The sequence below is a fragment of the Streptomyces katrae genome (genome assembly GCF_002028425.1).
In the GTDB taxonomy this organism is placed as follows: Bacteria; Actinomycetota; Actinomycetes; order Streptomycetales; family Streptomycetaceae; genus Streptomyces; species Streptomyces katrae_A.
Map to the genome: position 1 here is coordinate 196,705 of NZ_CP020043.1, position 21,436 is coordinate 218,140.

Genomic DNA, 21,436 nt, shown 5'->3' on the forward strand with positions numbered 1-21,436 from the left:
GGACGTTCTCGCGCGGGGGGTTGCGAAAGTCCTGCGCCGTGGGTGCCGTGCGGGACTTTCGCGACCCCCCTAGAGGAGCGGGATCCGGGCGTTCGCCAGAGGGCGGTAGGCGGGGGTCGCTGTGGTGCTCCAGCCTGCCGCGCGCAGCTCCGCCACCACGGCGGTGGCGAGGGCCGTGGCCAGCCCCCCGCCCGGGCAGCGGTGGGCTCCCGCGCCGAAGGTGAACACGACCGGATTCACCCGGCCGGGGGAGAGTGTGTGGGGGTCGGGATTGACGGCGGGGTCGCGGTTGGCGGCGGCGAGGAGGACGAGGACCTGCTGTCCGGGCTCCACGGTGGAGCCGGCGTGGGCGAACGGTTCGGCGGCGAAGCGGCGGGTGTTCTGGACCGGCGCGTCGTACCGGACCACCTCGCGCACGAGCGCCCCGGTGTCGGGTGCGCCGGCGCCCCGGGCGAGGGCGACGAGGGTGTTGCCGATGAGGCCGGCGGTGGCGTCGTAGGTCTGGGAGAGGAACCCGATGGCGTTGGACAGCAGCGGCCCCGGATGTTCCCAGCCGGCCCGCTCGGCGGCGGCCACCAGCTCCCGCAGCAGCCCGTTCGCCCGGCCGGCGGGGGACGGGGCCGGGGACGGCATCCCCGCGTCCGGCCCGGTTCCGGCGGCGGACGCCCCGGCCCTGCCCGGGGCCGGGGCACGGCCCGCCACCGGCGCCGCGGAGGCCGAGGCGAGGGGCGGGCCCAGGAGTTCGCGGAGGCGGACGGCCGCTGCTGCCGCCGCGCGGTGGTCGTCCTGCGTCGCGGAGGCGGGGATGCAGCGGACGAAGTCGCCGATGGCGCGGGCCGCCTCGCGGTCGGCGCCGTCCGTGAGGCCCGACAGGGTGGCCACCACCCGGGCCGGGACCCCGAACATCAGCTCCTCGTACGGGACTTCGCCGCCCCGCGCCAGCTCCTCCCGGGTGTACCGGGCGGCCAGCGCGCCGGCCTGCCCGAGGTCGGCGCGGGCCAGGGCCTCCGCCACGACCCCCTTGAGCCGGGCCGCCGCCGGACCGTCCGTCATCCGTACGAGCTCGCCGAAGACCTCCCCCGCCGCCGTCCCCGCGATCCCGGCCGGCACCGGCTCCGCCACGGGCCGCACCCGCAGCGCGCCGCCGCCCAGCACCGCGCGCACCGCGGCCGCGTCGGCGGCCACCCACGCCCCCAGCGCCTCGTCGAAGGCGAAGGGGCGCTCGGCGACCAGGCGCGCGTAGTAGGGGTAGGGGTCCGCGAGGCGGACCGCCTCGACGGGGGTGGGCTCGACGGTGCTGGTGGCGCTCACTGTGACTCCTTGCTGAACGGTTCTGGTACGGGCTGCGCAGTGTGAAAGCGACGAACCGCGCAACCATCAATCGAGTGACCACGACGGCGGGCGACCGACTCCGCGAGAGCGGCGCCGGTTTAGGCCGTCTCTTCCGGATCTCGCCTGGCCCGCGCCGCCCGGCAAGATCCGAAAGAGACGACCTAGGCGCAAAGAGGGGCCGCACGGGCCGCCCTGCGCATGTCCAGGGACCCCGCGATGGCCATCCGCAGCACCTCCGACGTGCCCTCGTAGATGCGCAGGGAGCGGATCTGCCGGTACAGCCGCTCGGTGACGGAGTCCCGGACGATCCCCGCAGCGCCCAGCAGCTGCACCGCCGAGTCCACGACCTCCTGCGCGGCCTCGGTGGCGTGGACCTTGGCGATGCTGGAGTGCCGGGCGAAGCGGCGGCTGCCCCGGTCGGTCTCCCAGGCGGCCCGGGCCACCAGCAGCGAGGCCGCGTTCAGCTGGACCTCCATGTCGGCGAGCCGGGCCTTGACCAGCTGGAGGTCGAAGAGCACCGCCCCGTACGCCTCCCGCGCCAGCACGTGCGCCAGCGCGGTGTCGAAGGCGCGCCGGGCGAACCCGAGGGCGGCCGCGCCGACCGTCGTGCGGAACCGCTCCAGCAGGTCCAGGGCGACCACGAACCCCTTCCCCGGCCGCCCGAGCACCGCGTCGGCCGGCAGCCGGCAGTCCTCGAAGGCGAGGTGGGCGAAGGAGCGCGGGGCGATCGCGTCGACCCGCTCGACCCGCAGTCCGGGCGTGGCGGCCGGCACCAGGAACGCCGACAGCCCCAGCGGGCCCGGGCCCTCCCCCGTGCGGGCGATGACCACGAACACGTCCGCGATGGTGCCGTTGGCGATCCACGCCTTGCGGCCGCTGAGCACGTACGAGCCGTCCGGCGCGCGCACCGCTTCCAGCCCGACCGAGGCCAGGTCGGACCCGGCCTCCTTCTCGGAGACCGCGAACGCCCCGACCAGGGTTCCGGCGGCCATCCCCGGCAGGTACCGGCGGCGCTGCGCCTCGCTGCCGAAGCGCAGCAGCGGGGTGGCGGCCAGCGCCTGGACGGAGAACGCGAAGTCGGCCAGGTCCTCCGCGTAGGCAAGGGCCTCGCGGCGCAGGCACACGGCCCGGAAGTCGTCCACCGGGACGCCCCGCGGGTCCAGTTCGGAGAGCCAGCCCGCCGTGCCGAGGGCGCGCACGAGGCGGCGCCCGGCGTCGTCCGGGGAGAGGGCGCGGGCCTCCTCCCACAGGACGCGGTTGCTGTCGCACCAGGTCCCGGCCGCCGCGGCGAGGCGGCGGTGGGAGTCCTCGTAGAAGGGGAGCGCGAGCACCTCGGGGTCGAAGCTCGTGGTGGGTTCCATGGTCCGGCTCCTCAGATGACCAGCTCGGCGGGGGCGCCCGCGTCCTCGGACGCCGCCGCGCGCACCCGCTTGACCAGGGCGTGTTCGATGAAGAAGGCGAAGGAGGCGTAGCCGCGCCAGATCCGCCGCCATTCGCGCTGGACGGCCTCCTCGCCGGAGAGGTGGCGGACCTCGTCGAGGTAGGCGACGACGATGTCGGCGGACTGGCGGGCGTGGCCGGCGGAGAAGTTGTCGATGGACAGGTGGGCCTCTTCGTAGGAGGCGTCGAGGCCGTACCGGCGCAGCTTCTGGATCTCGTGCATCCGCAGCGCGCCGAGCCCGAACATCTCGATGCCCAGGTTATAGCCGAGGATCTCGTTGTAGAGGCTGTCGGGGAACAGCGACAGGCAGAGCTGGTGGACGGAGAAGCCGTACAGGTGGTCCGGCAGCTCGCCCTGGTGCAGGAAGGCCTCCTGCCGGATGTGCGGCAGGTCCATGTCCATGCTGGCCAGGACCTTGTGGATGAGCGTGATGTGGTTCTTGGCCGTGTCTCCGCGGCCCATCTCGTCCGCGTAGATGGCGAAGAGCATGTCGTCGCTGCGGCGGCCGCGGCGGCCCAGGTTGCCGACGCGGTGGGCCCAGGTGCCGTCGATGAGGCTGCCGAGGGCGTACGTGGACTGCTCGAAGACCACCTCGTCGCGGGAGGGGATCTCGGTGAGCGGCTCGTACGGGTCCACGAGCTTGTCCCAGTAGATCCGTTCGACCCGCTCCAGCAGGGCCTCGGGGGTGTAGGGGAACCAGGAGGCGTCGGTGAGCAGGCCCTCGGCGCCGTGCTCGAAGAGGATCTCGGCCTCGGCGAGGCCGGCCTCGGCGCGGGCGCGGGCGAGCGGCAGGACGCTGGGGTGGTGCTCGAAGTTGACGAGCCGGTGGAAGAACCGGCGGTGGTCCTCGGGGCCTTCGGGCTCGCCCACCAGGATGTCGGCGGGGTCGGCGGCGGCGAGCCGCCCGCTCCAGACGCGGGCGGTGGCGTCCCCGGCGGTGAGGGGGGTGAGGCCGGCTCCTGCGGGCTCGCCGTCGGCGACGGCCCGGGCCCAGGCGGTGAGGACGGCGGCCTCGGTCTCGTCGAAGATGCCGAACATGGGCCCGCCGAACTTGACGGCCTTCAGGAAGCGGCAGGGGCCGCCGTCGCGGGCGGGCTTGAGCTGGCGGGAGCCGCGCAGTTCGCGGACGAAGGCGGCGGCGTCGAGGTCGCCGGTGTCGAGCCAGTCGGTGAGCCGCCGGGTGCCCAGGCGGACGGCGCCGTGCTGGCGGCCGGCGTGCGGGGCGTGCCGTTCGACGATCCGGGCGACCTTCGCGTCCAGGGACAGCCCGTCGTGCCAGGCGGCGAGTTCGGCGAGGGCGGCGGTGTGCTCGCGCTCCAGGCGCAGCAGGAGGCGTACGGCGGCCAGGGCGCGGCGGCGGTCGGCGGGGCCGGTCGGGGAGTCCTCGGTGAAGGCGAGGTAGGCGGCGAGGACGGGCCGTACGTCGCTCTCGGCGAGCATCGGCTCGGTGCCGAGGAGGAGTTCGTCGAGGCCGAGGGCGTGGGCGGCGTAGTGGACGCCGACGACCTCGGGGAGGAAGGAGGCGGGCAGCCGGGACAGGGCCAGGTGGAAGGCGCCGTGCAGGGCGGTGAGCGGGCGGGCGCCGGCCGCGTCGAGGAAGGCGGCGGACTCCACGCCGGGGAGGTGGATCCCGTGGCCGATGAGGGCCCGGCGGCGGCGGCCGAGCAGCCCGGCCTCGGAGGTGCCCTCGCCCTGGAGCAGCCAGTGCTGGCCGAAGAGGCGGCCGACGATCTCTGCGGGCTGGGTGGCGGCCTGGGAGAGGGTGTCGAGCCAGCAGCCGCCGGTCAGGGCGAGGGGGGCGCGCTGGCGCAGGACGGCGGTGCGGACCTCGGGGTCGGGGTGGGTGCGCAGCGGGCCGAGGACGGCGGCGAGTTCGGCGCGGACGGCCAGGACGTGGGCGGCGACGGCGTCCGCGTCGGCGTCGGGCCCGGGGCCGTCCGTCCGGTACTCGTCCTCTTCGTCGGCCGGGGTCAGGAAGGCGGCGAGGACGCGGCGGGCGGAGAGCAGGACGGCCTCGCTCTCCTGATCGGCGATCAGGCGGCGGAAGAGCCCGGCGGGCGGCCCGGCGGTGATCCGGGCGGCCTCGGCGGCGCCTTGCGGGGAGGCCTCGAAGGGGCCGGAGGGGAGGGAGGTGGTCAGGTCGGGGAGGGTGTAGGCGGGCGCGGGGAAGCTGCGCGCCATGTCGAGGGAGGTGTCCTCGTCGGGGGTGAGGGGCGCGCTCATGCGGGGGATCCTTCGGGTGCGGCTGCGGTGGCGTCGGAGGGGGTGCCGGGCGGGATGCCGGGCGCGGTGCGGGCGGGCTCGGCGTCTGCGGTGGCGGTGGCGTCGGCTGCGGCGCCGGGCCGGGCTTTCGGGGTGCCGTCGGCGGCGGCGCCGGGCCGGGCTTCCCGGGGGTGTGCGGCCGTCGGCAGGGCGCGGAGCAGGACGGCGATCCGTACGCCCGGGACGCTCGACGCCAGCAGGTAGTGCCCGTGGGGTTTCAGGGCCCCGGCGCGGGCGCGGTCCACCAGGTTGATCAGCGGGTCGGCGGCGAAGCAGTGGCCGACGCGGGGGATGTTGTCGAGGAAGAGCTGCTCGCGGGTGAAGCCGGCCTGGCGTTCCTTGAGGACGACCAGGGGCTTGTAGAGGTTGGCGTGCAGGACGCCGAGGATGTCGCCGGTCTTCATGCCGGCCTCGTCGAGGATCTGCCGGTTGACCTCGCGGGCCAGGTCGGAGCTGATCTCGTTGGACCAGTCGAGCCCGGCCGGATCCTGGGCGCCGGCGCCCGCGACGACCTCGTAGGCGTCGGGGCCGAGCGGGTCCGCGCTGATCAGGCAGGAGGCGGCGCCGTCGCTGAAGAGGGCGAAGTTCTCCATGCGGACGGATTCGTCGGTGACCCGGTCGGCGGTGACGACCATGACCGTGCGGTGCATGCCGGAGGCCACGTACGCCTGCGCGGTGCGGATGCCGGCGAGGAGGTTGGCGCAGCGGCCGAGGGTGAGGCCGGTGAAGGCGGCGGTGCCGAGCCCGGTGGCGGCCATGACGTTCTCGACGAACGCGCCGTGGGTGCGGGGGCCGCCGGGGAAGCGGGTGGAGCACAGGATCAGGCAGTCCACGTCGGCGGGGGCGGCGCCCGCGCCGTCGAGGGTGGCGCGGGCGGTCTCGGCGGCAAGGGTCTCCAGGGACTTGGCCGTGCGGTGGACCGAGCCCCAGCCCCACAGTTCGGCGCGGGGCGGCATGCCGAACCGGCGGGCCCGCTCGCGCAGGCCCTCGATGGTGGTGTGGTCGCAGCGGAGTTCGCCGAGGACGTAGCGGGGCGCGGACAGGTGGACGGCGGCGGGGGCCTGCCGGGCCCCCGGGCCGGCGGGCGCGGCGGACCCGGCGGGGGCGCCGGGCGCGGCCGGGGCGGTGGGTGTCGCGTGCGGAAGGCTCACGGTGCCGGATCGCTCTCTCGGTCGGCGGCGGACGGGGCGTTCGGGGCGGGGGCGGCGGACACGGGGGCGGCGGCGGGTGCGGGCGCGGGGCCGGCGGGCGGGGCGGCGAGGAGGGCGTTGGCCTCCGCATAGGGGAGGGCATCCGCGCCGAAGCCGAAGGTGCCCGACCCGGTGATCTCGCGGGCGGCTCGGGTGAGGGCGCCGAGCGCGGCGCGGGAGAGGGCGGAGCCCGTGCTGATCCGGCGCACGCCGAGGGCGCCGAGTTCGGCGACGGAGAGCTTCAGGGCGCCGGTCATCAGGACGTTGACGGGCGTGGAGACGGCGGCGCAGACGGCGCGGATCGCCTCGGCGTCGGGCAGGGCCGGGGCGTAGAGCACGTCGGCGCCCGCGGCCTCGTACGCCTGGAGGCGGCGGATGGTGTCGTCGAGGTCGGGGCGGCCGAGGAAGAAGTTCTCGGCGCGGGCGGTGACGGTGAAGGGGAAGTCGAGCCCCTTCGCGGCCTCCACGGCGGCGGCGACCCGCTCGACGGCCTCGTCGAGGGGGCGCAGCGGGTCCTCGTCGCGGCCGGTGGCGTCCTCGATCGAACCGCCGGCCAGGCCGGCCTGCGCGGCGAGGCGGATGGTCTCGGCGACGTCCTCGGGGCGCTCACCGAAGCCGCTCTCCAGGTCGGCCGTGACGGGCAGTCCGGTGGCGTCCACGATGGCGGTGGCGTTGGCGAGGAGCTCCGCGCGGGTGAGCTGGTTGGTGCCGTCGGGGCGGCCGAGGCTGTGGGCGAGGCCGGCGCCGGTGGTGGCGAGCGCGGCGAACCCGAAGGAGGCCAGGATGCGGGCGGTGCCGGCGTCCCACGGGTTGGGGACGACGAAGGGGCCGGGGCCGGCGTGCAGGGCGCGGAAGGCTTCGCCGCGCCGGAGTCGGGCGGCGGGGTCGGCGCTGGGGCGGGTGTGGTTCATGAGGGGTCCTCGCAGGGGTGCCGTCGTACGTCGGGCGGGCCGTCAGATCAGCTCAACGTACTGATCACCAGGGACGGTCGGTCGGGAGGCGGCCGGCTTCGTCACCTTGGCCGATGCCGCCGCCGTGTGTGCGAGGGAGCGCAGGAGGGAGGTCGCGGCGTCCGGCCGGTCCTCGAAGTAGAAGTGGCCGCCGGCCGCCCAGTGGCGTTCGGGCGGGGCGGCGCACTCCCGGGACCAGGGGTCGAGCGCGGCAGGGCTGACGTGCGGGTCGTCGGTGCCGTTGAGGAGGGTGACCGGGACGGTCAGCGGCGGGCCCGGGCGGTGGCGGTGGGCGGCGACCATGCGGAAGTCGGCCTTGAGGTGGGGCAGGAGGAGTTCCTGCAGGGCCTCGTCCCGCACCACCTCGGGCGGCAGCCCGCCGAAGAAGCCGACGGCCTCGGCGAAGGCGCGTCCCTCCAGGCGGGCCGTCTCCACGACGCGGGGGGTGGGCAGCAGGGAGGGGGCCGCGCACCCGGAGGCGACGAGGCCGGCGAGGCCGGGTACGCCGTCGAGGCGGCGGGCCACCTCGAAGGCCAGGGCGGCGCCGAAGCTGTGGCCGAAGAGCAGGAAGGGCGGCAGGGCCCGGCTGCCCCGGCGGTCCTCGGTGCGGGCGATGGCTGCCGCGGCGCCGTCGGCGAGGGCCGCGAGGGAGGCCGGGGCCGGTTCGCGGAAGCGGTGCCCCCGGCCGGGCGGGCAGACGGCCGCGACCAGGGCGTCGGGCTCCAGGGCGGGCTGCCATCCGAGGAAGGTGCGGGGGTTCCCGCCGGCGTGTGCGAAGCAGTAGACACGGACGGCATCGGAGTCAAGTCCCGCGGCGGTCTCGGAGGTCAGGAACCAGGGTGAGGCAACCACGAGGATCAGCCATTCCTTTGCCGGGCGGTCAGTGGCGGGAGGGGATGCAGTGCAGGACGGGGCGTCGGTGGGCGATCAGTTCCAGCCAACGTCGTCGGAGGAGCTCGGGGTGGGCGCGGGGTGGTGGCGGGCTGCGGGTTGTTCCACCCGACGTCGCCCGCCTCACCGTTCTCACCGGCGACGACGTGCGGGTTCACCAGGTTCCAGCCGACGTCGCCGGAACGCAGGTGGCTGGCCGAGCCGGCGGGGGAGCCGCCCTCGGCGGCCTGGACGGCGAGACCTGCGACCGCCGCGCCGAGCCCGAGGGCCACGCCGGCCGTCGCGAGAACCACGCGTCCGCGGATTCCCGAAACACGGTTGGCCGGACGAGTCACCATGCGGTTCTTCCCCATTTTGCCCAGTCCCCTCGAGTCGTTTCGCGTTCGGACATTCCAGGAACGCCAAACCGAGGCGGTATCCGGGTGGTCTCGATCTCCGGGGCGCCTTCTCGGTGTTCGTTCCTGCGGTGAGACCAAATCTCCCCTGCCCGCTCGAGAGGAACTAGACCTACGATGGCTCCGGTTTACGCATTGCGGGAACCCACGGGGTCTCAACCGCAGCAAACAGCTCCATACCGGACAGACAGGGGTGGGTAGTGGACGTAGTCAAATACGTCAAAACCGCACAGAGCGGTGCACCTGAGGAGCTGTGCAGGGCCGCGGCGGGGGAACCGCAGGCCTTCTTGCGGGAACTCGCAACGCACCTGGGCCTGCTGGCGCAGGAAGCCGCGCAGCAGGCGGCACTCCCCGCCCCGGCGGCCACCGCCGCGGCGGCCCCGGCCGAGGAGGTGGTCGGGCCCGGCGTGCGGTACCTGCACGGCCTGGGCAGCATCTCGACGGCGATCAACGAGGCCCTGGGCTCGGTCCGGCGGGACATCCTCACCGCGCAGCCCGACGGGGCACGGCCGAGCGCGGTGCTGAAGGACGCGCTGGAATCCGTACGCCGGCAAATCTCGGCGGGGATCGCGATGCGGACCCTGTATCAGCACACCACGAGATTCGACGAGGCGACGAAGGAATACGTCCGCGCCGTCACGGAATACGGGGCCCAGGTCCGCACGCTCGAGGAATTCTTCGACCGTTTGATCATCGTGGACGACGTCGCGTTCATTTCCGCGAACGAGGACCGTACCACGGCGATCTCGATTACCGAACCGACCATCGTACGATTTCTCCGCGACACGTTCGACAAGGCCTGGGACCGGGCGAAACCCTTTCCCTTCGTCCCCCTGCACGCCGCGAAGGCAGCCGACGAGGTCGTCCCGGCGATCCGGGAGTCGATCAGCCGGCTGCTGGTGGAAGGTTACTCGGACAAGGCGATCGCACGCCGCATAGGGATCAGCGAGCGTTCCCTCCAGGCCCATATCGCGGCCATCAAGCAGGAACTCGGCGCACACAACCGATTACAGCTCGGGTACCTCCTGGGGCGCAACGAGGCCACGTTCGTGGTGTGACGGGAGGTAGTCGTAGGCGGGGAGTCGACGGCCTCGCCTGACCCGGCCGGCCGGCTGGCCTCGTTAATAAATGAACCGCCATTTACTAACGTGCTAAAGTCGGCAGCCACGAGAGCACGAGAGGAGGATCCGATGCCGCGACCACGCACCACCAGCGACACCGACATCCTCGCCGCCACCAGCCGCGCCATCGGCGCCCACGGCCCCGGCAGGCTCACCCTGGCTCACGTCGGCGCCGAGGCGGGCGTCTCCCCGGCGACCCTGTCGCAGCGCTTCGGCTCCAAGCGGGGCCTGCTCCTGGCGTTCGCCGCGGACGCCGCCGCCAACGCCGCCGCGCCGTACCGCAACGCGCGGGCCGCGCACGACTCGCCCCTGGCGGCACTGCACGCGGTGGCCGACGAGTCCGCCCGCCGCATGTCCACCCCCGAGGAGCTGGCCAACCACCTCGGCATGCTCCAACTCGACCTGTCCGACCCCGAGTTCCGCGTCCACGCCGCCGCCCACACCCACGCGGTGGACACGGCGCTGCGAGAGCTGCTCGCCGAAGCCGTGACGAAAGGCGAGCTCCCGGCCGGCACCGACGTGCCGCGCCTCGCCCGCGCCGTGAAGGTCACCTCCGACGGCTCCCTGCTGCGCTGGGCCCTCACCGGCGAAGGCGATCCCGCCGGCCTGCTCCACGACGACCTCGACCACCTGCTCCGGAGGACCTCTTGACCTTCAGCGCCACCGTCTTCATCGGCACCAGCCTCGACGGATACATAGCCCGCCCCGACGACGACATCGAATGGCTGACCTCACGCGGCGAGAAGGCCGGCGACCTGGGCTTCTTCACGTTCCTCGACTCGGTCGACGCCGTGGTCATGGGCCGCAGCACCTATGAGAAGGTCATCGGCTTCGGCGAGGAGAACTGGCACTACGGCGACCGCCACGTAGGCGTCCTGAGCACCACCCTTCCCGAGGACGCCGACCCGCGCATCACCGTCTACCGCGACATGGACGCACTCCTCGCCGACCTCGACCGGCGCGGGATCAAGCACGTCTACCCCGACGGCGGACGCCTCGTCCAGAGCTTCGTCCGCGCGGGGCGCGTCGACGCGTTCGTCATCAGCGTCGCCCCGGTCCTGATCGGGGCCGGTCACCGGCTCTTCGGCGAGCTGACCGAGGACGTACCCCTCCGCCTGGACTCGGCCACCGAGGTCGGCGGCTTCGCCCAACTGCGCTACACCGTGCAGAAGTAGCGCCTCGACGACGCGTCACGCAGCGTTCAGGTAGGTGAGGACGGCGCGGACGCGGCGGTTGGTGTCGTCGTCGTCCGTGATGCCGAGTTTGCCGAACAGGGAGGTCGTGTACTTGCTGATCGCGCCCTCGCTGAGGAACAGGCGGCGGGCGATGGCGTGGTTGGACAGGCCCTCCGCCATCAGGGCCAGCACGGAGCGCTCGCGCTCGGTGAGGCGCCCCAGCCCGCGGTCGGGGGCGCTGCCCGACAGCAGCTTCGCGATGACGGCCGGGTCCATGGCGGTGCCGCCCGCCGCGACCCGTTCCAGGGAGCCGATGAACTGGTCCGCGTCGAACACGCTCTCCTTGAGCAGGTAGCCGACCCCGCCGGTGCCGTCCGCCAGCAGTTCGCGGGCGTAGAGCTGTTCGACGTGCTGGGAGAGGACCAGGACGGGCAGCCCGGGGATCTCGGCGCGGGCGGTGAGGGCCGCGCGCAGGCCCTCGTCCGACTGCGTCGGCGGCATGCGGACGTCGACGACGGACACGTCCGGGCGGTGCGTCCGCAGGACGTCGAGGGTCTCGGGCCCGGTGGCGGCCGTGGCCACCACCTCGTGCCCGAACGCCTCGATCAGGCGGACCATCCCGTCGCGCAGCAGGTACAGGTCTTCGGCTACGGCTATGCGCATGGCACCACCATCCTGGCACGGGTCGGGCCGCCGTGGGGACTGGTGACCACCAGCGTGCCGTCGAAGACGGCGAGGCGGCGGCGCAGGCCCGCGAGGCCGCCGCCGGGGAGGACGTCGGCCCCGCCGCGGCCGTCGTCCTCGACCTCCACGACGATGCCCGTCTCGTCGCGGACGAGGCAGACGTGCGCCCGGCCGGCCCCGGCGTGCTTGACCGCGTTGGTGAGGAGCTCGGCGACGCCGAAGTAGAGGGCGGACTCGATCGGCTGGTCCAGGCGCAGCGGGCCGTCGGCCCTGACGGCCACGTCGAGCGGGACGTCCAGCGCGAGCGCGCGCACGGCGTCGACGAGGCCGCGCTCGCTGAGGACCGGCGGGCTGATCCCCCGGATGAGCTCGCGGAGTTCGGTCAGCGAGGCGGTGGCCCCGGCCCGCGCCTCCCGCATCAGCGCCTTGGCCTGCCCGGGGTCCCGGTCCATCAGCGCCTCGGCGGTGGCCAGGCAGAGCCCGAGCGCGACGAGGCGGGCCTGCGCGCCGTCGTGGAGGTCCCGCTCGATGCGGCGGATCTCGGCGGCCTGCGCGACGGTGGCGTCGGCGCGCTGGGAGGTCAGCTCGTCCACGCGTTCGGCGAGCAGCATCGCGGAGGAGGGGCCGAGGAAGCGGACGGCGACCCGGTGCAGGGACCGCCAGGCGTACGGGGCGGCGCCGACGGCCACGGCCAGCGCGCCGGCCCCGGTCAGGCGGGCGGCGGTCCCGGCCCCGGCCGGCTCGACGCCGGCCAGCCTGAGGACCGCCACGGCGAGCGCGGCCGGCGGGAGGGCGGCGACCAGCCCGGCGGTGAAGGGCGCGATGACGGCGAACCGCAGGTCCCGCCAGGTGGCGGGGTCGCTCCACCACAGGCGCATCCGCTGGTCCATGACGGCGTCGCGGCGGCTGCGTTCGTAGCTGAAGCCGTTCCACCAGTACCCGGTGGACAGCTGCATCACCGGCCCGGCCTCCCGGTACCCGCCGGGTATCGCGGCACCGGTCCACCGCGCGACGAGCGCCCGAACGGCCCGGCAGACGCTCTGCGCCAGGGCGAGCGGGCCCGCGCACACGATGACGGCGGGCCCGATCCACGACCACGGATGCTCCGCCCCGCACCACACCCCCAGCCCCACCGCGGCGGCCCACACCAGGGGCACCGGCATGCAGACCCCGACGGCGACGACCGCCCGCCCCACCCCGACCCCGGCCCGCACCACCCAGGCCCCCGTACGCCCCATGCCTCCCCCTCGTCCTCGCTCGACTACCCCACTCCCCCACTGTGCACCGCCCACGTCCCGCGAACCCCCAGCTCGGGCAGGGAGTGGGGCTACCCCCACCCCCCTGTGGGCCCAGGCCGATACCGTGCCGTACGGCCGCTCCGTAGCGTCCCCTCCATGGAAACCAACGCGAACACCACGCCGCCGACCACCACCGCCCCCACCACCCCGGCCCTCCTCGAAACCCCCGCCGCCCAGACCGCCTTCGCCACGACGCGCACCGCCGTCAAGGTGTACGCCGCCCTCAGCACCGCCGCCCTCCTCGCGGTCGTCGCGGTCGCGAGCACGGGCCACATGGTGAACCCGTTCATGTGGACCCGGGCGGTCCTGCTCCCCTTCATCGCGGTGCTCCTCCACCGCCTGACCCTCGCCACCGCCCACGGCTCCCGCCGCGCCTACGACCGCCTGCGCACCCTCACGGTCGTCTTCCCGATCGCGATCACCGGCGTCGACCTGATCCCGGGCGTCTGCCCGTGGTGGTACGCGGCGCTACAAACCGCCTGCGTCCTCCCGCCCCTCCGCATCGCCCTCACGATGCGCACCCCGCCCCTGCGAGCCGCGTTCCCGAAGCCGAAGTCCCGCTGAGTGCCTGCCCGGCCGCGCTCCAGGCCCGGGCCCGCGACCCTGACGGCTGCGGCACACGTCGACCACCCACAACACCGTCAGACATGTGACGCAAACCACATGCAACGGGGTGCGCTCTGCGAACACTACGCAGTGTGGACCACCAACTGTTTGCGGAAATCTATGACGCTCACGCACACGCCGTGTACGCGCATGCCATCCGCATGACCGCTGACCATGCCGGGGCCGACGACATCGTCTCCCTCACGTTCCTTGAGGCATGGCGGCTCCGCGACTCGTTCGATCAGGTTGCCAGCCATCGGGCCTGGCTCTTCGGGATCGCCACCAACGTGATCCGCAACTCCCGCCGAGCCGCACGGAGGCACAGGGACGCGATAGCCCGCCTGCCACCGCCCGGCACCGTTCCCGACGTGGCAGATGCGGTCGTGTCCCGCATCGCCGACGCGGCACAAGCCTCAGCCGCCTTGGCGGTTCTGAGTCGGCTGCGGCACGCGGATCGTGAGGTTCTTCTTCTCTCCGTGTGGTCTGGCCTCAGTCACGCGGAGGTAGCGCAGGCATGTGGAACATCGGTCGGCACTGTGCGATCCCGGCTCTCGCGCGCCCGGACCCGCCTCCAGAAGCTCACCGCCTCTTACCTCGCCGAGCCGCCGGACTCGAGACGTCTCCCTGCATCCCAAGCCACACGGGAAGGAAGCCTGTGAACTCCTCCGACGGCGCACGACTCGACTCGAACGGTCGCGCGGACATCACCCGGAGTCTGCCCGGCCTTTCCAACGCCGATCTGCCTTTCCACGGCCACGACCGGATCAAGGAGCACGTCCTGCGCGAGATCTCGAACGACTCTCAGCCTGTTCGGGTGCGATCCCGGCATCGAATGGCCCTGTTCCTGGCGGCAGGTGCCGCGACCTGCGCTGCCGCCCTGGCAGTGACCCTCACCGTTGGGGGCTCCAACCACCAACCCGCTACAGCTCGACCCGAGCCGGCCGCCGTCCAGCTGCTGGATCGTGTAGCCCTTGCGGCCCAGACGGCTCCTGCTCCGAGCGTCCGCGACGGACAGTTCTTGTACACCAGGACGAAGGGGTACTCCACCGCCCTGTCGGAAGCCAAGGGCGGAGGCATGACGGCCGCTCGCACAGACGAGTCCGCCGAGCGCTGGGTCTCCGTCGACGGATCAGCCGGCACGCTCACACGCAACCACGAGGGCGAGAAGACCGATCCGGCGCCGAACAAGAGGAAAGTCACCATCAACGGCCCCACGTACCGCTTCCTGGAGACTCTTCCAACCGATCCCGGCCAACTGCTGGAAGTGATTTACGGCGACACGCGCCTCAACCACGGCGGCGACTCCGGATCGACGACCGGTCCCGATCAGGAGGCCTTCGTAGCCATCGGTGATCTGCTCCGGACCGTCGAAGCGCCGCCTGGAGTGGGCGCAGCCCTCTACCGGGCTGCGGCCCGCATCCCTGGCGTCGTTCTGGTACCTGAGGCTACGGATGCCGCTGGACGTTCAGGCGTCGCCATCGCACGCGTCCACAACGGCGAGCGCACCGAGTGGATCTTCGACAAGAACAGCCTGCGCCTGCTCGGCGAGCGCACCGTGACGCTCAAGGACAGTGCGTGGGGGAAGGCCGGAACCGCGGTGACGTCCGTGGCCATCATCAGCCGGAACGTAACGGACAACGCAGGACAGGCACCCGACGCCGAAGGGACAGGAGCGCGTAGCGAAACCGCTGAACAGGGGAAATCCCAAACCGCGGGACTACGACCCGAGTTCGCCGAACGGGAGTAGCTTGCTGCATGCCGAGGCCGAGGCCAGGAACGGAGTGTCCGCATGCCCGCACGGCGAGGGACAGAGCAGGGCTGACCCGGCCCGCCGCCGCCGGCCTCGTCGGCCGCTCATCGGAGTGAGTCAAGAGAATCGAGACGGGTGCCATCGGGATGCCCCGCCTGCCGATGCTCATCCGGCTCGCGACCCTCTACGGATGCGATCTCGCCGACCTCACCGGTGACGAGCGCATCGCCGCGGCCACGTACACCAAGTCGCACCACGGCGGTGGCGAACGTGGTGGCCTGCTGAGGGGCGGGGCTGGGCGGGGCGGGTGGCCGCCGGGGTCCCGGCTGGGCGGTCTCAGAGATCGGTTGGGGGTTTCCCGTCAGTCTCATCGTCCTTCCGCGTCGGGCCACCCTGTCAAGGGCGCTCCTTCGTCGCGTCGCTCCGCGATCGCCTACGGCGACCCTTGACAGGCCGTCCCGCCACGAAAAGCCGAAGACTGCCGGGAAACCCCCAAAAGGACGGCACGGTCGTACCTGAGACATCCGGCGGGATCAGCGCCCCTCCGGGGTCGTCGGGGGCCGCCTCACCAAGCATCCGGGCCGAGGAGCCAGTGCATCGGGGCCGCGATCCGCGACAGATCGCTACGCGCTCCTCCCGTCTCGGCGTCCGCCGCCCGCCTGGGGTTGCTACCCGCACGGGATGACGAAGAAATCGCCCTGCGGAGCACCCAGGCGCATGAGATCGCTACGCGCTGCCCAGATCTCGGCGCCCCACGGCCGTCTGGGGCGGGCATCCGGACCAGACGCCGTCACGCGGGGTGCGCCCGGCGTCCCGGCCGCCGAGGGGACGGAGGACGCGTGTAGGTGGTTGGCCATGGAGCGGGGATCGGCTGGCAGCAGGGGTCAGGGGCCGACGTATTCGTATACGCCGCCGTGGGGGTGTCTGAGAATGGCTCGGTGGCCGTTGGGGGTGGGTTGGGGTGGGGTGACGACGGTGGCGCCGGCTGCCGTCGCCTCCTCGACGGCGGCGGCCAGATCGTCGACCGTCAGGGTGGCGCAGACGGAGGCGATCCTGCGCACCGCCTCCTCCGGGCCGGAGAAGAGGAGGAAGGGGCCCACGCTCGCCAGGTGGACACCGGCGAACGCGAAGCGTTCGGCCTTGCGGCCGGTCAGCCGCTCGTAGAAGGGGAGGGCCCCTTCCAGGTCGTCGACGTTCTGGCGCGCGATCACCGAATCGATCTTCATCAGCCGGCTGCCCGCTGGCGCAGCGAGATCTGGTTGCCGTCCGGGTCCAGCGCTTCGACGCGGATGCCGAACCCGTAGTCCACCGGCTCCCCGTCGAAGCTCACCCCGCGGTCGCGGAAGACCTTGAAGTCCTCCCGCAGGTCGTCCGACTCGAGGATGACCGGCCCGGGCGTTCCGCCCGCCTGGACCTCGGCCGGCTGTCCCGCGGCCGAGCCGTGCGCCCACAGGATGATCTCGACCGGGCTGCCGGGGGCCGCGACCGTGAGGAAGCGGCCGTCAGGGCCCGGGTAGTCGATGCGCTTCTCCAGGCCGAGTTGTTCCGTGTAGAAGCGCAGGGCGCGGTCCTGGTCGCTGACGTAGAGGGTGACGTACATGAGGTTGGTCAGCATCGTGCTGTCCTTCCGTCCGTTGGTCGGTGTTGCTTCACTGACGGATGCCGAACGGCGGATGTGACAGCCCGGCTGTCAGTGCCGGGTGGGAGGCTCGTCGGCATGACCGCACACGACCCCAAGACCGAACTCCTCCGCTACCTCCAGGAGGGTCGGGAGGCCCTGGTCTGGAAGCTGGAAGGCCTCTCGGACTACGCCGTCCGCCGCCCGCTCACCCCCACCGGTACGAACTTGCTGGGGCTGGTCAAACACGCCGCCGGTGTCGAGCTGGGGTACTTCGGTGACACCTTCGGCCGACCTTTCTTCGGCGACGCGCCACCCGCCTGGTGGTACACGCAGGACGCCGAACCCAACGCGGACATGTGGGCAGCCGAGGACGAGTCGCGCGAGGACATCGTCGCCCTCTACCGGCGGGCCTGGGAGCATTCCGACGTCACGATCGCCTCGCTGACGCTCGACGCCGTAGGCCACGTCCCGTGGTGGCCGGAGGACCGCAGCGCGGTGACACTGCATCACGTCCTGGTGCGCGTGATCTCAGACACCCAGCGCCACGCCGGCCACGCCGACATCGTGCGTGAGCTCATCGACGGATCCGTCGGCGTAGCGCAGGCCAAGAACAGCCTGCCGACGCAGGACCCGTCCTGGTGGGAGAGCCACCGCAGCCGCTTGGAACGCGTGGCTCGCCGGTTCGGCGACAGCTGACCGGAATGCCGTCCTGATCGTCCTCGACTGCGGGTATCAGCCCTCAGCCCAAGACCGCCGCCGGACGCAGAAAGGTGGGAAGCCGCGTAGCGATCTGGGGTGACCACCAGCCCCGGATGCCGGTCTGGTTGGCCTTTGGTGCGGGCAGCGGGCCCAGGCGGCCGTCGGACGCCGAGAAATCCGGAGCGCGTAGCGATCTGGGGCGCCCACCGCCCCCGGATGACGATCCCGTCGGCCTTGGGCGCGGGCAGCGGCCCCGGACGGTCGTCGGACGCCGAGAAATCAGGAGCGCGTAGCGATCTGGGGCGCCCACCGGCCCCGGATGCCGGTCCCATTGGCCTTGGGCGCGGGCAGCGGGCCAAGACCGCCGTCGGACGCTGAGACGGGAGGAGCGCGTAGCGATCTGTTGCGGATCGCGGCCCCGAGGAACTGCCTCGTCGGCCCGGATGCTTGGCGAGGCGGCCCCCGACGACCTCGAAGGGTCGCTGATTCCGCCGGATGTCCAGGTACGACCGTGCCGTCCTTTTGGGGGTTTCCCGGCAGTCTTCGGCTTTTCGTGGCGGGTCGCCCTGTCAAGGGTCGCCGTAGGCGATCGCGGAGCGACGCGACGAAGGAGCGCCCTTGACAGGGTGGCCCGACGCGGAAGGACGATGAGACTGACGGGAAACCCCCAACCCCTCTCTGAGACCGGGCCGCCGTGGCTCCGCTACTTCGCCGCCACTGCCGCCCGGGCCACTCCCCTCGACCGCCTGCGGGAGACGGCCACGCCCGTCAGGCAGATCGCGCCGCCCAGGAGGGTGAGCCCGCCCGGGATCTCGTCCAGGGCGAACCAGGCGATGAGGACGACGACCGCCGGGACCGCGTACGTCGTCGCGCCCATCTTGCCCGCCGTGGTGCGGGACAGGGCGTAGGTCCAGGTGGTGAAGGCCAGGGCGGTCGGGAAGAGGCCCAGGTAGACCATGTTGAGGGTGGCCGACAGAGGAGCCCGGGGCAGCTGCGTCAGGAGCTGGCCGGCGAAGGGCAGGGTGCAGGCCGTGCCCACGAAGCAGCCGTACGTGGTGACTTGGATCGGGTCCGCGTGCCGCAGGGCGGGCTTCTGCGAGACCACCCCGGCCCCGTAGGCGAGCGCGGCGACCAGGCAGAGCAGCACCCCGGTGAGGGAGGACGTGCCGCCCTTGGAGGTGGACATGCCCACGACCACGGCCCCCGCGAAGGAGACGCCCATGCCGGCCAGCAGCATCGGTGGGAACCCCTCCTTCAGCAGCCAGCCGCTGAGCAGGGCGATGACGATCGGGCCGATGTTGACGACCATGGCGGCGGTGCCGGCATCGACGCCCTGCTCGCCCCAGTTCAGCGTGACCATGTACAGCCCGAACCACAGCACCCCGGACGCCAGGATCCCGGGCCAGGCCTGGCGGGGCGGCAGCGGTACCCGCTTGACCAGCAGGACGGCGCCCAGCGCGACCGAAGCCGTCAGGAGGCGGCCCAGCGCGAGCGCGCCGGGGCCGTAGTGCTCCGCGGAGGCGCGGATGGACACGAATGCGGAGGCCCACAGGGCGACGGTGACGGAGGCCGCGACGAGGGCGCGTTGGTCGATGCTGGACTCGCCAGTCGTTTGGTCCATGCGCGTCAATGTATTGAGGCGTTTCGGCCTTGCCTACGGCCTTTCCGGCACGATGGACCGATGTCAGGGCGTTGTCAGGGCGCTGACAGCGCTGACAGCCCTGACACCACCGTCACCGCACCCCCGTGAACCCCCTCAGGTCCTCGGCGATGGCGGCCGTCACCGCCCCGTGCTCGGCGGCCAGGTAGAAGTGCCCGCCGGGGAACCCCCGGAACGTGAAGGCGCCCTCCGTCAGCTCCCGCCAGCCCATGGCCTCGGCCACGCTCGTCCGCGGGTCGGACTCCCCGCAGAGCACGCTGACGGGGGTGCGCAGCGGCGGTCCCGGCTCGTGGCGGTAGGTTCCGACGGCGCGGTAGTCGCTGCGCAGGGCCGGGAGGATCATCGCCCGCAGCTCCGGGTCGGCCAGCAGGCCCGCGTCGGTGCCGGACAGGGCCTGGACGTGGGCGAGGAGGGCGTCGTCGTCCCGGGTGTGGAAGTCGTCGTGCCGGGCCACCAGCGGGGAGCGGCGGCCGGAGAGGATCAGGCCGCGCGGGCCGGCGCCGGTGGCCTCCAGGCGGCGGGTGAGTTCGTACGCGAGGACCGCGCCCATGCTGTGCCCGAACAGGACGAGGGGCCGTTCCCGCCAGGGCGCCAGGGCCCGTTCCACCCCGTCGGCGAGTCCGGCGATGGTGTCGGGGCAGGGCTCCGAGAGCCGTTCCTGGCGGCCGGGGTACTGGATGGTGAGGACTTCGGCGTGCGGGGCGAGGTCGCGGGAGAGCGGGAAGTAGTAGGAGGCGTTGCCGCCGGCGTGCGGGAGGACGACGAGGACCGGGACCGGGACCGAGGCCGGGACCAAGGCCGAGGCCGGGACCGGGACCGAGGCCGGGACCGGGACCGAGGCCGAGGCCGAGGCCGGGACCGGGACCGGAGCCGGAGTCGGAGCCGGGGCCGTGTGCGGGTCGGCCGGGGGGTGGAAGCGGCGGATCCAGGGATTGGTCGCGGTCACCGGCCCGTCCCCTGGGCTTCGTCCGTCAGGAGGAGCTTCTTCTGCGGCTTGCCCATCGCGTTGCGCGGGATGGACGCGACGAAGCGGACCTCGCGCGGGCGCTTGTGCACGGACAGGTGCGCGGCGACGAAGTCGGTCAGTTCGGCGCCGGTGACGCCCTCGGCGACGACGAACGCCACGATCCGCTGCCCGAGGTCGGTGTCGGGGACTCCGACGACGGCGGCCTCGCTCACCTTGGGGTGGTCGAGCAGGGCGTTCTCGATCTCGCCCGCGCCGATCCGGTAGCCGCCCGACTTGATCATGTCGATGGAGGCCCGGCCCACGATGCGGTGGACCCCGTCCTCGGGGTCGACGGCCGCGATGTCGCCCGTGCGGAACCACCCGTCCTCGGTGTACGCGGCCGCGGTCGCCTCCGGGCGGCCCAGGTACCCGGCGAACAAGGTGGGCCCGGTCAGCTGGAGTTCGCCGATGTCGGCGCCCGGCTCGGCGGCGATGCGGGTCCGGATGCCGGGGAGCGGGGTGCCCACGGTGCCGGGGCGGACCTCGCCGCCGGCGCGGCCGCTGACGGTGATCAGGGTCTCGGTCATCCCGTACCGCTCGACGGGGCGGTGGCCGGTGAGGCGCTCCAGGTCCCGGAACACGGGGGCGGGCAGCGCGGCGCTGCCGGAGACGAGGAGGCGGGCGCCGGACAGGGCGGCGGCGGCCGCGGGGTCGGCGGCGATGCGGGACCAGACGGTGGGCACCCCGAAGTACAGGCTGCCGCCCGCGGCGGCGTACGCCTGCGGGGTCGGGCGGCCGGTGTGCACGAGGCGGCTTCCGGTGCGCAGGGCGCCGAGTACGCCGAGGACGAGGCCGTGGACGTGGAACAGCGGGAGGCCGTGCACGAGGGTGTCCTCGGCGGTCCACTGCCAGGCGGCGGCGAGGGCGTCGAGGTCGGCGGCGAGGGCGTCGGCGGTGAGGACCACGCCCTTCGGGGGGCCGGTGGTGCCGGAGGTGTAGAGGATGAGCGCCGGGTCCTGGGGGTTCGTGGTGCGGGGCCCGGGGGTCGTGTCGGAGCGGCGGGCGAAGTCGACGGTGATCTCGACAGCGCCGGAGTCGCGGAGGACGTGCTCGCGTTCGGCGGGGCCGGCATCGGGGGGCAGCGGCACGAAGGGCACCCCGGCGAGGAGTCCGCCGACCGCGGCGGCGACGGTTTCGAGCGAGGCCGTCGCGGTGACGGCGAAGGCGGGGGCGCCGGCGATGTCGGCGGCCACGGCGCGGGCGGCGCCCAGCAGTTGCTCGTACGAGGCGGTACGGCCGGCTACGGCGATGGCGTCGGGGCGGTCGCCGTAGGTCCCGTCGAGGGCGGTCAGCACGCGGTAACTCCCTGGGGGTGGTGGGAGGCCAGGGTACGTGGCCGGGCCGGACCCGCGCCC

The 21,436-nt window shown here is 73.3% G+C and carries 20 protein-coding genes and 1 pseudogene; 7 read left to right on the forward strand and 14 right to left on the reverse strand.

What is annotated here, in order from left to right; all coding sequences use genetic code 11:
* Positions 1 to 69: 69 nt before the first annotated feature.
* The 7 genes and pseudogenes from B4U46_RS35115 to B4U46_RS37820 form a co-directional block, all read right to left on the reverse strand.
* Positions 70 to 1,311, reverse strand: a complete 1,242-nt coding sequence (locus tag B4U46_RS35115; protein ID WP_079432306.1) for a cytochrome P450 — start codon at positions 1,309 to 1,311, stop codon at positions 70 to 72.
* 182 nt (positions 1,312 to 1,493) lie between these two features.
* Positions 1,494 to 2,693: an acyl-CoA dehydrogenase family protein gene (locus B4U46_RS35120; protein ID WP_079432307.1), complete on the reverse strand. Its 1,200-nt coding sequence runs from the start codon at positions 2,691 to 2,693 to the stop codon at positions 1,494 to 1,496.
* A gap of 11 nt (positions 2,694 to 2,704) precedes the next feature.
* Entirely contained in the window at positions 2,705 to 4,996 is a 2,292-nt protein-coding gene (locus B4U46_RS35125) for an iron-containing redox enzyme family protein (protein WP_237293436.1), read from the reverse strand.
* Positions 4,997 to 5,187: 191 nt separating this feature from the next.
* Positions 5,188 to 6,078, reverse strand: a pseudogene (locus B4U46_RS35130) (3-oxoacyl-ACP synthase); the annotation flags it as partial.
* Positions 6,079 to 6,182: 104 nt separating this feature from the next.
* Positions 6,183 to 7,136, reverse strand: coding sequence for an isocitrate lyase/PEP mutase family protein (locus tag B4U46_RS35135; protein WP_079432309.1), 954 nt, complete (start codon positions 7,134 to 7,136; stop codon positions 6,183 to 6,185).
* Positions 7,137 to 7,178: 42 nt separating this feature from the next.
* Complete coding sequence (locus tag B4U46_RS35140) at positions 7,179 to 8,027, reverse strand: thioesterase II family protein (RefSeq protein ID WP_237293437.1); 849 nt, start codon at positions 8,025 to 8,027, stop codon at positions 7,179 to 7,181.
* 5 nt (positions 8,028 to 8,032) lie between these two features.
* Positions 8,033 to 8,419: a hypothetical protein gene (locus tag B4U46_RS37820; RefSeq protein ID WP_159402158.1), complete on the reverse strand. Its 387-nt coding sequence runs from the start codon at positions 8,417 to 8,419 to the stop codon at positions 8,033 to 8,035.
* A 242-nt stretch (positions 8,420 to 8,661) separates the two neighbouring features.
* On the opposite strand from B4U46_RS37820, the gene B4U46_RS35145 reads away from it, so the two are divergent.
* The 3 genes from B4U46_RS35145 to B4U46_RS35155 all read left to right on the forward strand — a co-directional run bounded on the left by B4U46_RS35145 (position 8,662) and on the right by B4U46_RS35155 (position 10,757).
* A complete protein-coding gene (locus B4U46_RS35145) occupies positions 8,662 to 9,519 on the forward strand; it encodes a helix-turn-helix transcriptional regulator (RefSeq protein WP_123996017.1) in 858 nt (285 codons plus the stop codon).
* A gap of 132 nt (positions 9,520 to 9,651) precedes the next feature.
* Positions 9,652 to 10,233: a TetR/AcrR family transcriptional regulator gene (locus B4U46_RS35150; RefSeq protein WP_079432311.1), complete on the forward strand. Its 582-nt coding sequence runs from the start codon at positions 9,652 to 9,654 to the stop codon at positions 10,231 to 10,233.
* Entirely contained in the window at positions 10,230 to 10,757 is a 528-nt protein-coding gene (locus B4U46_RS35155) for a dihydrofolate reductase family protein (RefSeq protein ID WP_079432312.1), read from the forward strand. The genes B4U46_RS35150 and B4U46_RS35155 overlap by 4 nt, the downstream gene beginning before the upstream one ends.
* A gap of 15 nt (positions 10,758 to 10,772) precedes the next feature.
* Here the strand turns inward: B4U46_RS35155 and B4U46_RS35160 are convergent, their stop codons facing one another.
* A complete protein-coding gene (locus B4U46_RS35160) occupies positions 10,773 to 11,420 on the reverse strand; it encodes a response regulator transcription factor (protein ID WP_079432313.1) in 648 nt (215 codons plus the stop codon).
* A complete protein-coding gene (locus tag B4U46_RS35165; protein WP_079432314.1) occupies positions 11,411 to 12,679 on the reverse strand; it encodes a sensor histidine kinase in 1,269 nt (422 codons plus the stop codon). Before B4U46_RS35165 ends, B4U46_RS35160 begins: the two co-directional genes overlap by 10 nt.
* A 156-nt stretch (positions 12,680 to 12,835) precedes the next feature.
* On the opposite strand from B4U46_RS35165, the gene B4U46_RS35170 reads away from it, so the two are divergent.
* The 3 genes from B4U46_RS35170 (at position 12,836) to B4U46_RS35180 (ending at position 15,092) form a co-directional block, all read left to right on the forward strand.
* Complete coding sequence (locus B4U46_RS35170) at positions 12,836 to 13,303, forward strand: hypothetical protein (RefSeq protein WP_079432315.1); 468 nt, start codon at positions 12,836 to 12,838, stop codon at positions 13,301 to 13,303.
* A gap of 203 nt (positions 13,304 to 13,506) precedes the next feature.
* Positions 13,507 to 14,004 carry an RNA polymerase sigma factor gene (locus B4U46_RS35175; protein WP_237293455.1) on the forward strand — a complete coding sequence of 166 codons (498 nt, stop codon included), beginning with the start codon at positions 13,507 to 13,509 and terminating at the stop codon, positions 14,002 to 14,004.
* A complete protein-coding gene (locus B4U46_RS35180; protein ID WP_107438482.1) occupies positions 14,001 to 15,092 on the forward strand; it encodes a CU044_5270 family protein in 1,092 nt (363 codons plus the stop codon). Before B4U46_RS35175 ends, B4U46_RS35180 begins: the two co-directional genes overlap by 4 nt.
* An 887-nt stretch (positions 15,093 to 15,979) precedes the next feature.
* Here B4U46_RS35180 and B4U46_RS35195 read toward each other — a convergent pair.
* Both B4U46_RS35195 and B4U46_RS35200 read right to left on the reverse strand, forming a co-directional pair.
* Complete coding sequence (locus B4U46_RS35195; RefSeq protein WP_079432317.1) at positions 15,980 to 16,321, reverse strand: VOC family protein; 342 nt, start codon at positions 16,319 to 16,321, stop codon at positions 15,980 to 15,982.
* A complete protein-coding gene (locus B4U46_RS35200) occupies positions 16,321 to 16,710 on the reverse strand; it encodes a VOC family protein (protein WP_079432318.1) in 390 nt (129 codons plus the stop codon). Before B4U46_RS35200 ends, B4U46_RS35195 begins: the two co-directional genes overlap by 1 nt.
* Positions 16,711 to 16,812: 102 nt before the next feature.
* Here B4U46_RS35200 and B4U46_RS35205 point away from each other — a divergent pair, with 102 nt between their 5' ends.
* Entirely contained in the window at positions 16,813 to 17,412 is a 600-nt protein-coding gene (locus B4U46_RS35205) for a DinB family protein (protein ID WP_079432319.1), read from the forward strand.
* 706 nt (positions 17,413 to 18,118) lie between these two features.
* Here B4U46_RS35205 and B4U46_RS35215 read toward each other — a convergent pair.
* From B4U46_RS35215 to B4U46_RS35225, 3 genes are all read right to left on the reverse strand, one after another.
* Complete coding sequence (locus tag B4U46_RS35215; RefSeq protein ID WP_079432320.1) at positions 18,119 to 19,036, reverse strand: DMT family transporter; 918 nt, start codon at positions 19,034 to 19,036, stop codon at positions 18,119 to 18,121.
* Positions 19,037 to 19,148: 112 nt separating this feature from the next.
* A complete protein-coding gene (locus tag B4U46_RS35220) occupies positions 19,149 to 19,871 on the reverse strand; it encodes an alpha/beta fold hydrolase (RefSeq protein ID WP_079432407.1) in 723 nt (240 codons plus the stop codon).
* Between the two features lie 146 nt (positions 19,872 to 20,017).
* Complete coding sequence (locus B4U46_RS35225; RefSeq protein ID WP_079432321.1) at positions 20,018 to 21,376, reverse strand: AMP-binding protein; 1,359 nt, start codon at positions 21,374 to 21,376, stop codon at positions 20,018 to 20,020.
* Positions 21,377 to 21,436 lie beyond the last annotated feature (60 nt).

What these genes read in the sequence shown, in the direction of transcription:
- B4U46_RS35195 (WP_079432317.1), bottom strand. Translation starts at nt 16,321, where the DNA reads ATGAAGATCGATTCGGTGATCGCGCGCCAGAACGTCGACGACCTGGAA.
- B4U46_RS35125 (WP_237293436.1), bottom strand. Translation starts at nt 4,996, where the DNA reads ATGAGCGCGCCCCTCACCCCCGACGAGGACACCTCCCTCGACATGGCG.
- B4U46_RS35175 (WP_237293455.1), top strand. Translation starts at nt 13,507, where the DNA reads ATGACCGCTGACCATGCCGGGGCCGACGACATCGTCTCCCTCACGTTC.
- B4U46_RS37820 (WP_159402158.1), bottom strand. Translation starts at nt 8,419, where the DNA reads ATGGGGAAGAACCGCATGGTGACTCGTCCGGCCAACCGTGTTTCGGGA.
- B4U46_RS35165 (WP_079432314.1), bottom strand. Translation starts at nt 12,679, where the DNA reads ATGGGGCGTACGGGGGCCTGGGTGGTGCGGGCCGGGGTCGGGGTGGGG.
- B4U46_RS35160 (WP_079432313.1), bottom strand. Translation starts at nt 11,420, where the DNA reads ATGCGCATAGCCGTAGCCGAAGACCTGTACCTGCTGCGCGACGGGATG.
- B4U46_RS35200 (WP_079432318.1), bottom strand. Translation starts at nt 16,710, where the DNA reads ATGCTGACCAACCTCATGTACGTCACCCTCTACGTCAGCGACCAGGAC.
- B4U46_RS35170 (WP_079432315.1), top strand. Translation starts at nt 12,836, where the DNA reads ATGGAAACCAACGCGAACACCACGCCGCCGACCACCACCGCCCCCACC.
- B4U46_RS35150 (WP_079432311.1), top strand. Translation starts at nt 9,652, where the DNA reads ATGCCGCGACCACGCACCACCAGCGACACCGACATCCTCGCCGCCACC.
- B4U46_RS35205 (WP_079432319.1), top strand. Translation starts at nt 16,813, where the DNA reads ATGACCGCACACGACCCCAAGACCGAACTCCTCCGCTACCTCCAGGAG.
- B4U46_RS35215 (WP_079432320.1), bottom strand. Translation starts at nt 19,036, where the DNA reads ATGGACCAAACGACTGGCGAGTCCAGCATCGACCAACGCGCCCTCGTC.
- B4U46_RS35135 (WP_079432309.1), bottom strand. Translation starts at nt 7,136, where the DNA reads ATGAACCACACCCGCCCCAGCGCCGACCCCGCCGCCCGACTCCGGCGC.
- B4U46_RS35120 (WP_079432307.1), bottom strand. Translation starts at nt 2,693, where the DNA reads ATGGAACCCACCACGAGCTTCGACCCCGAGGTGCTCGCGCTCCCCTTC.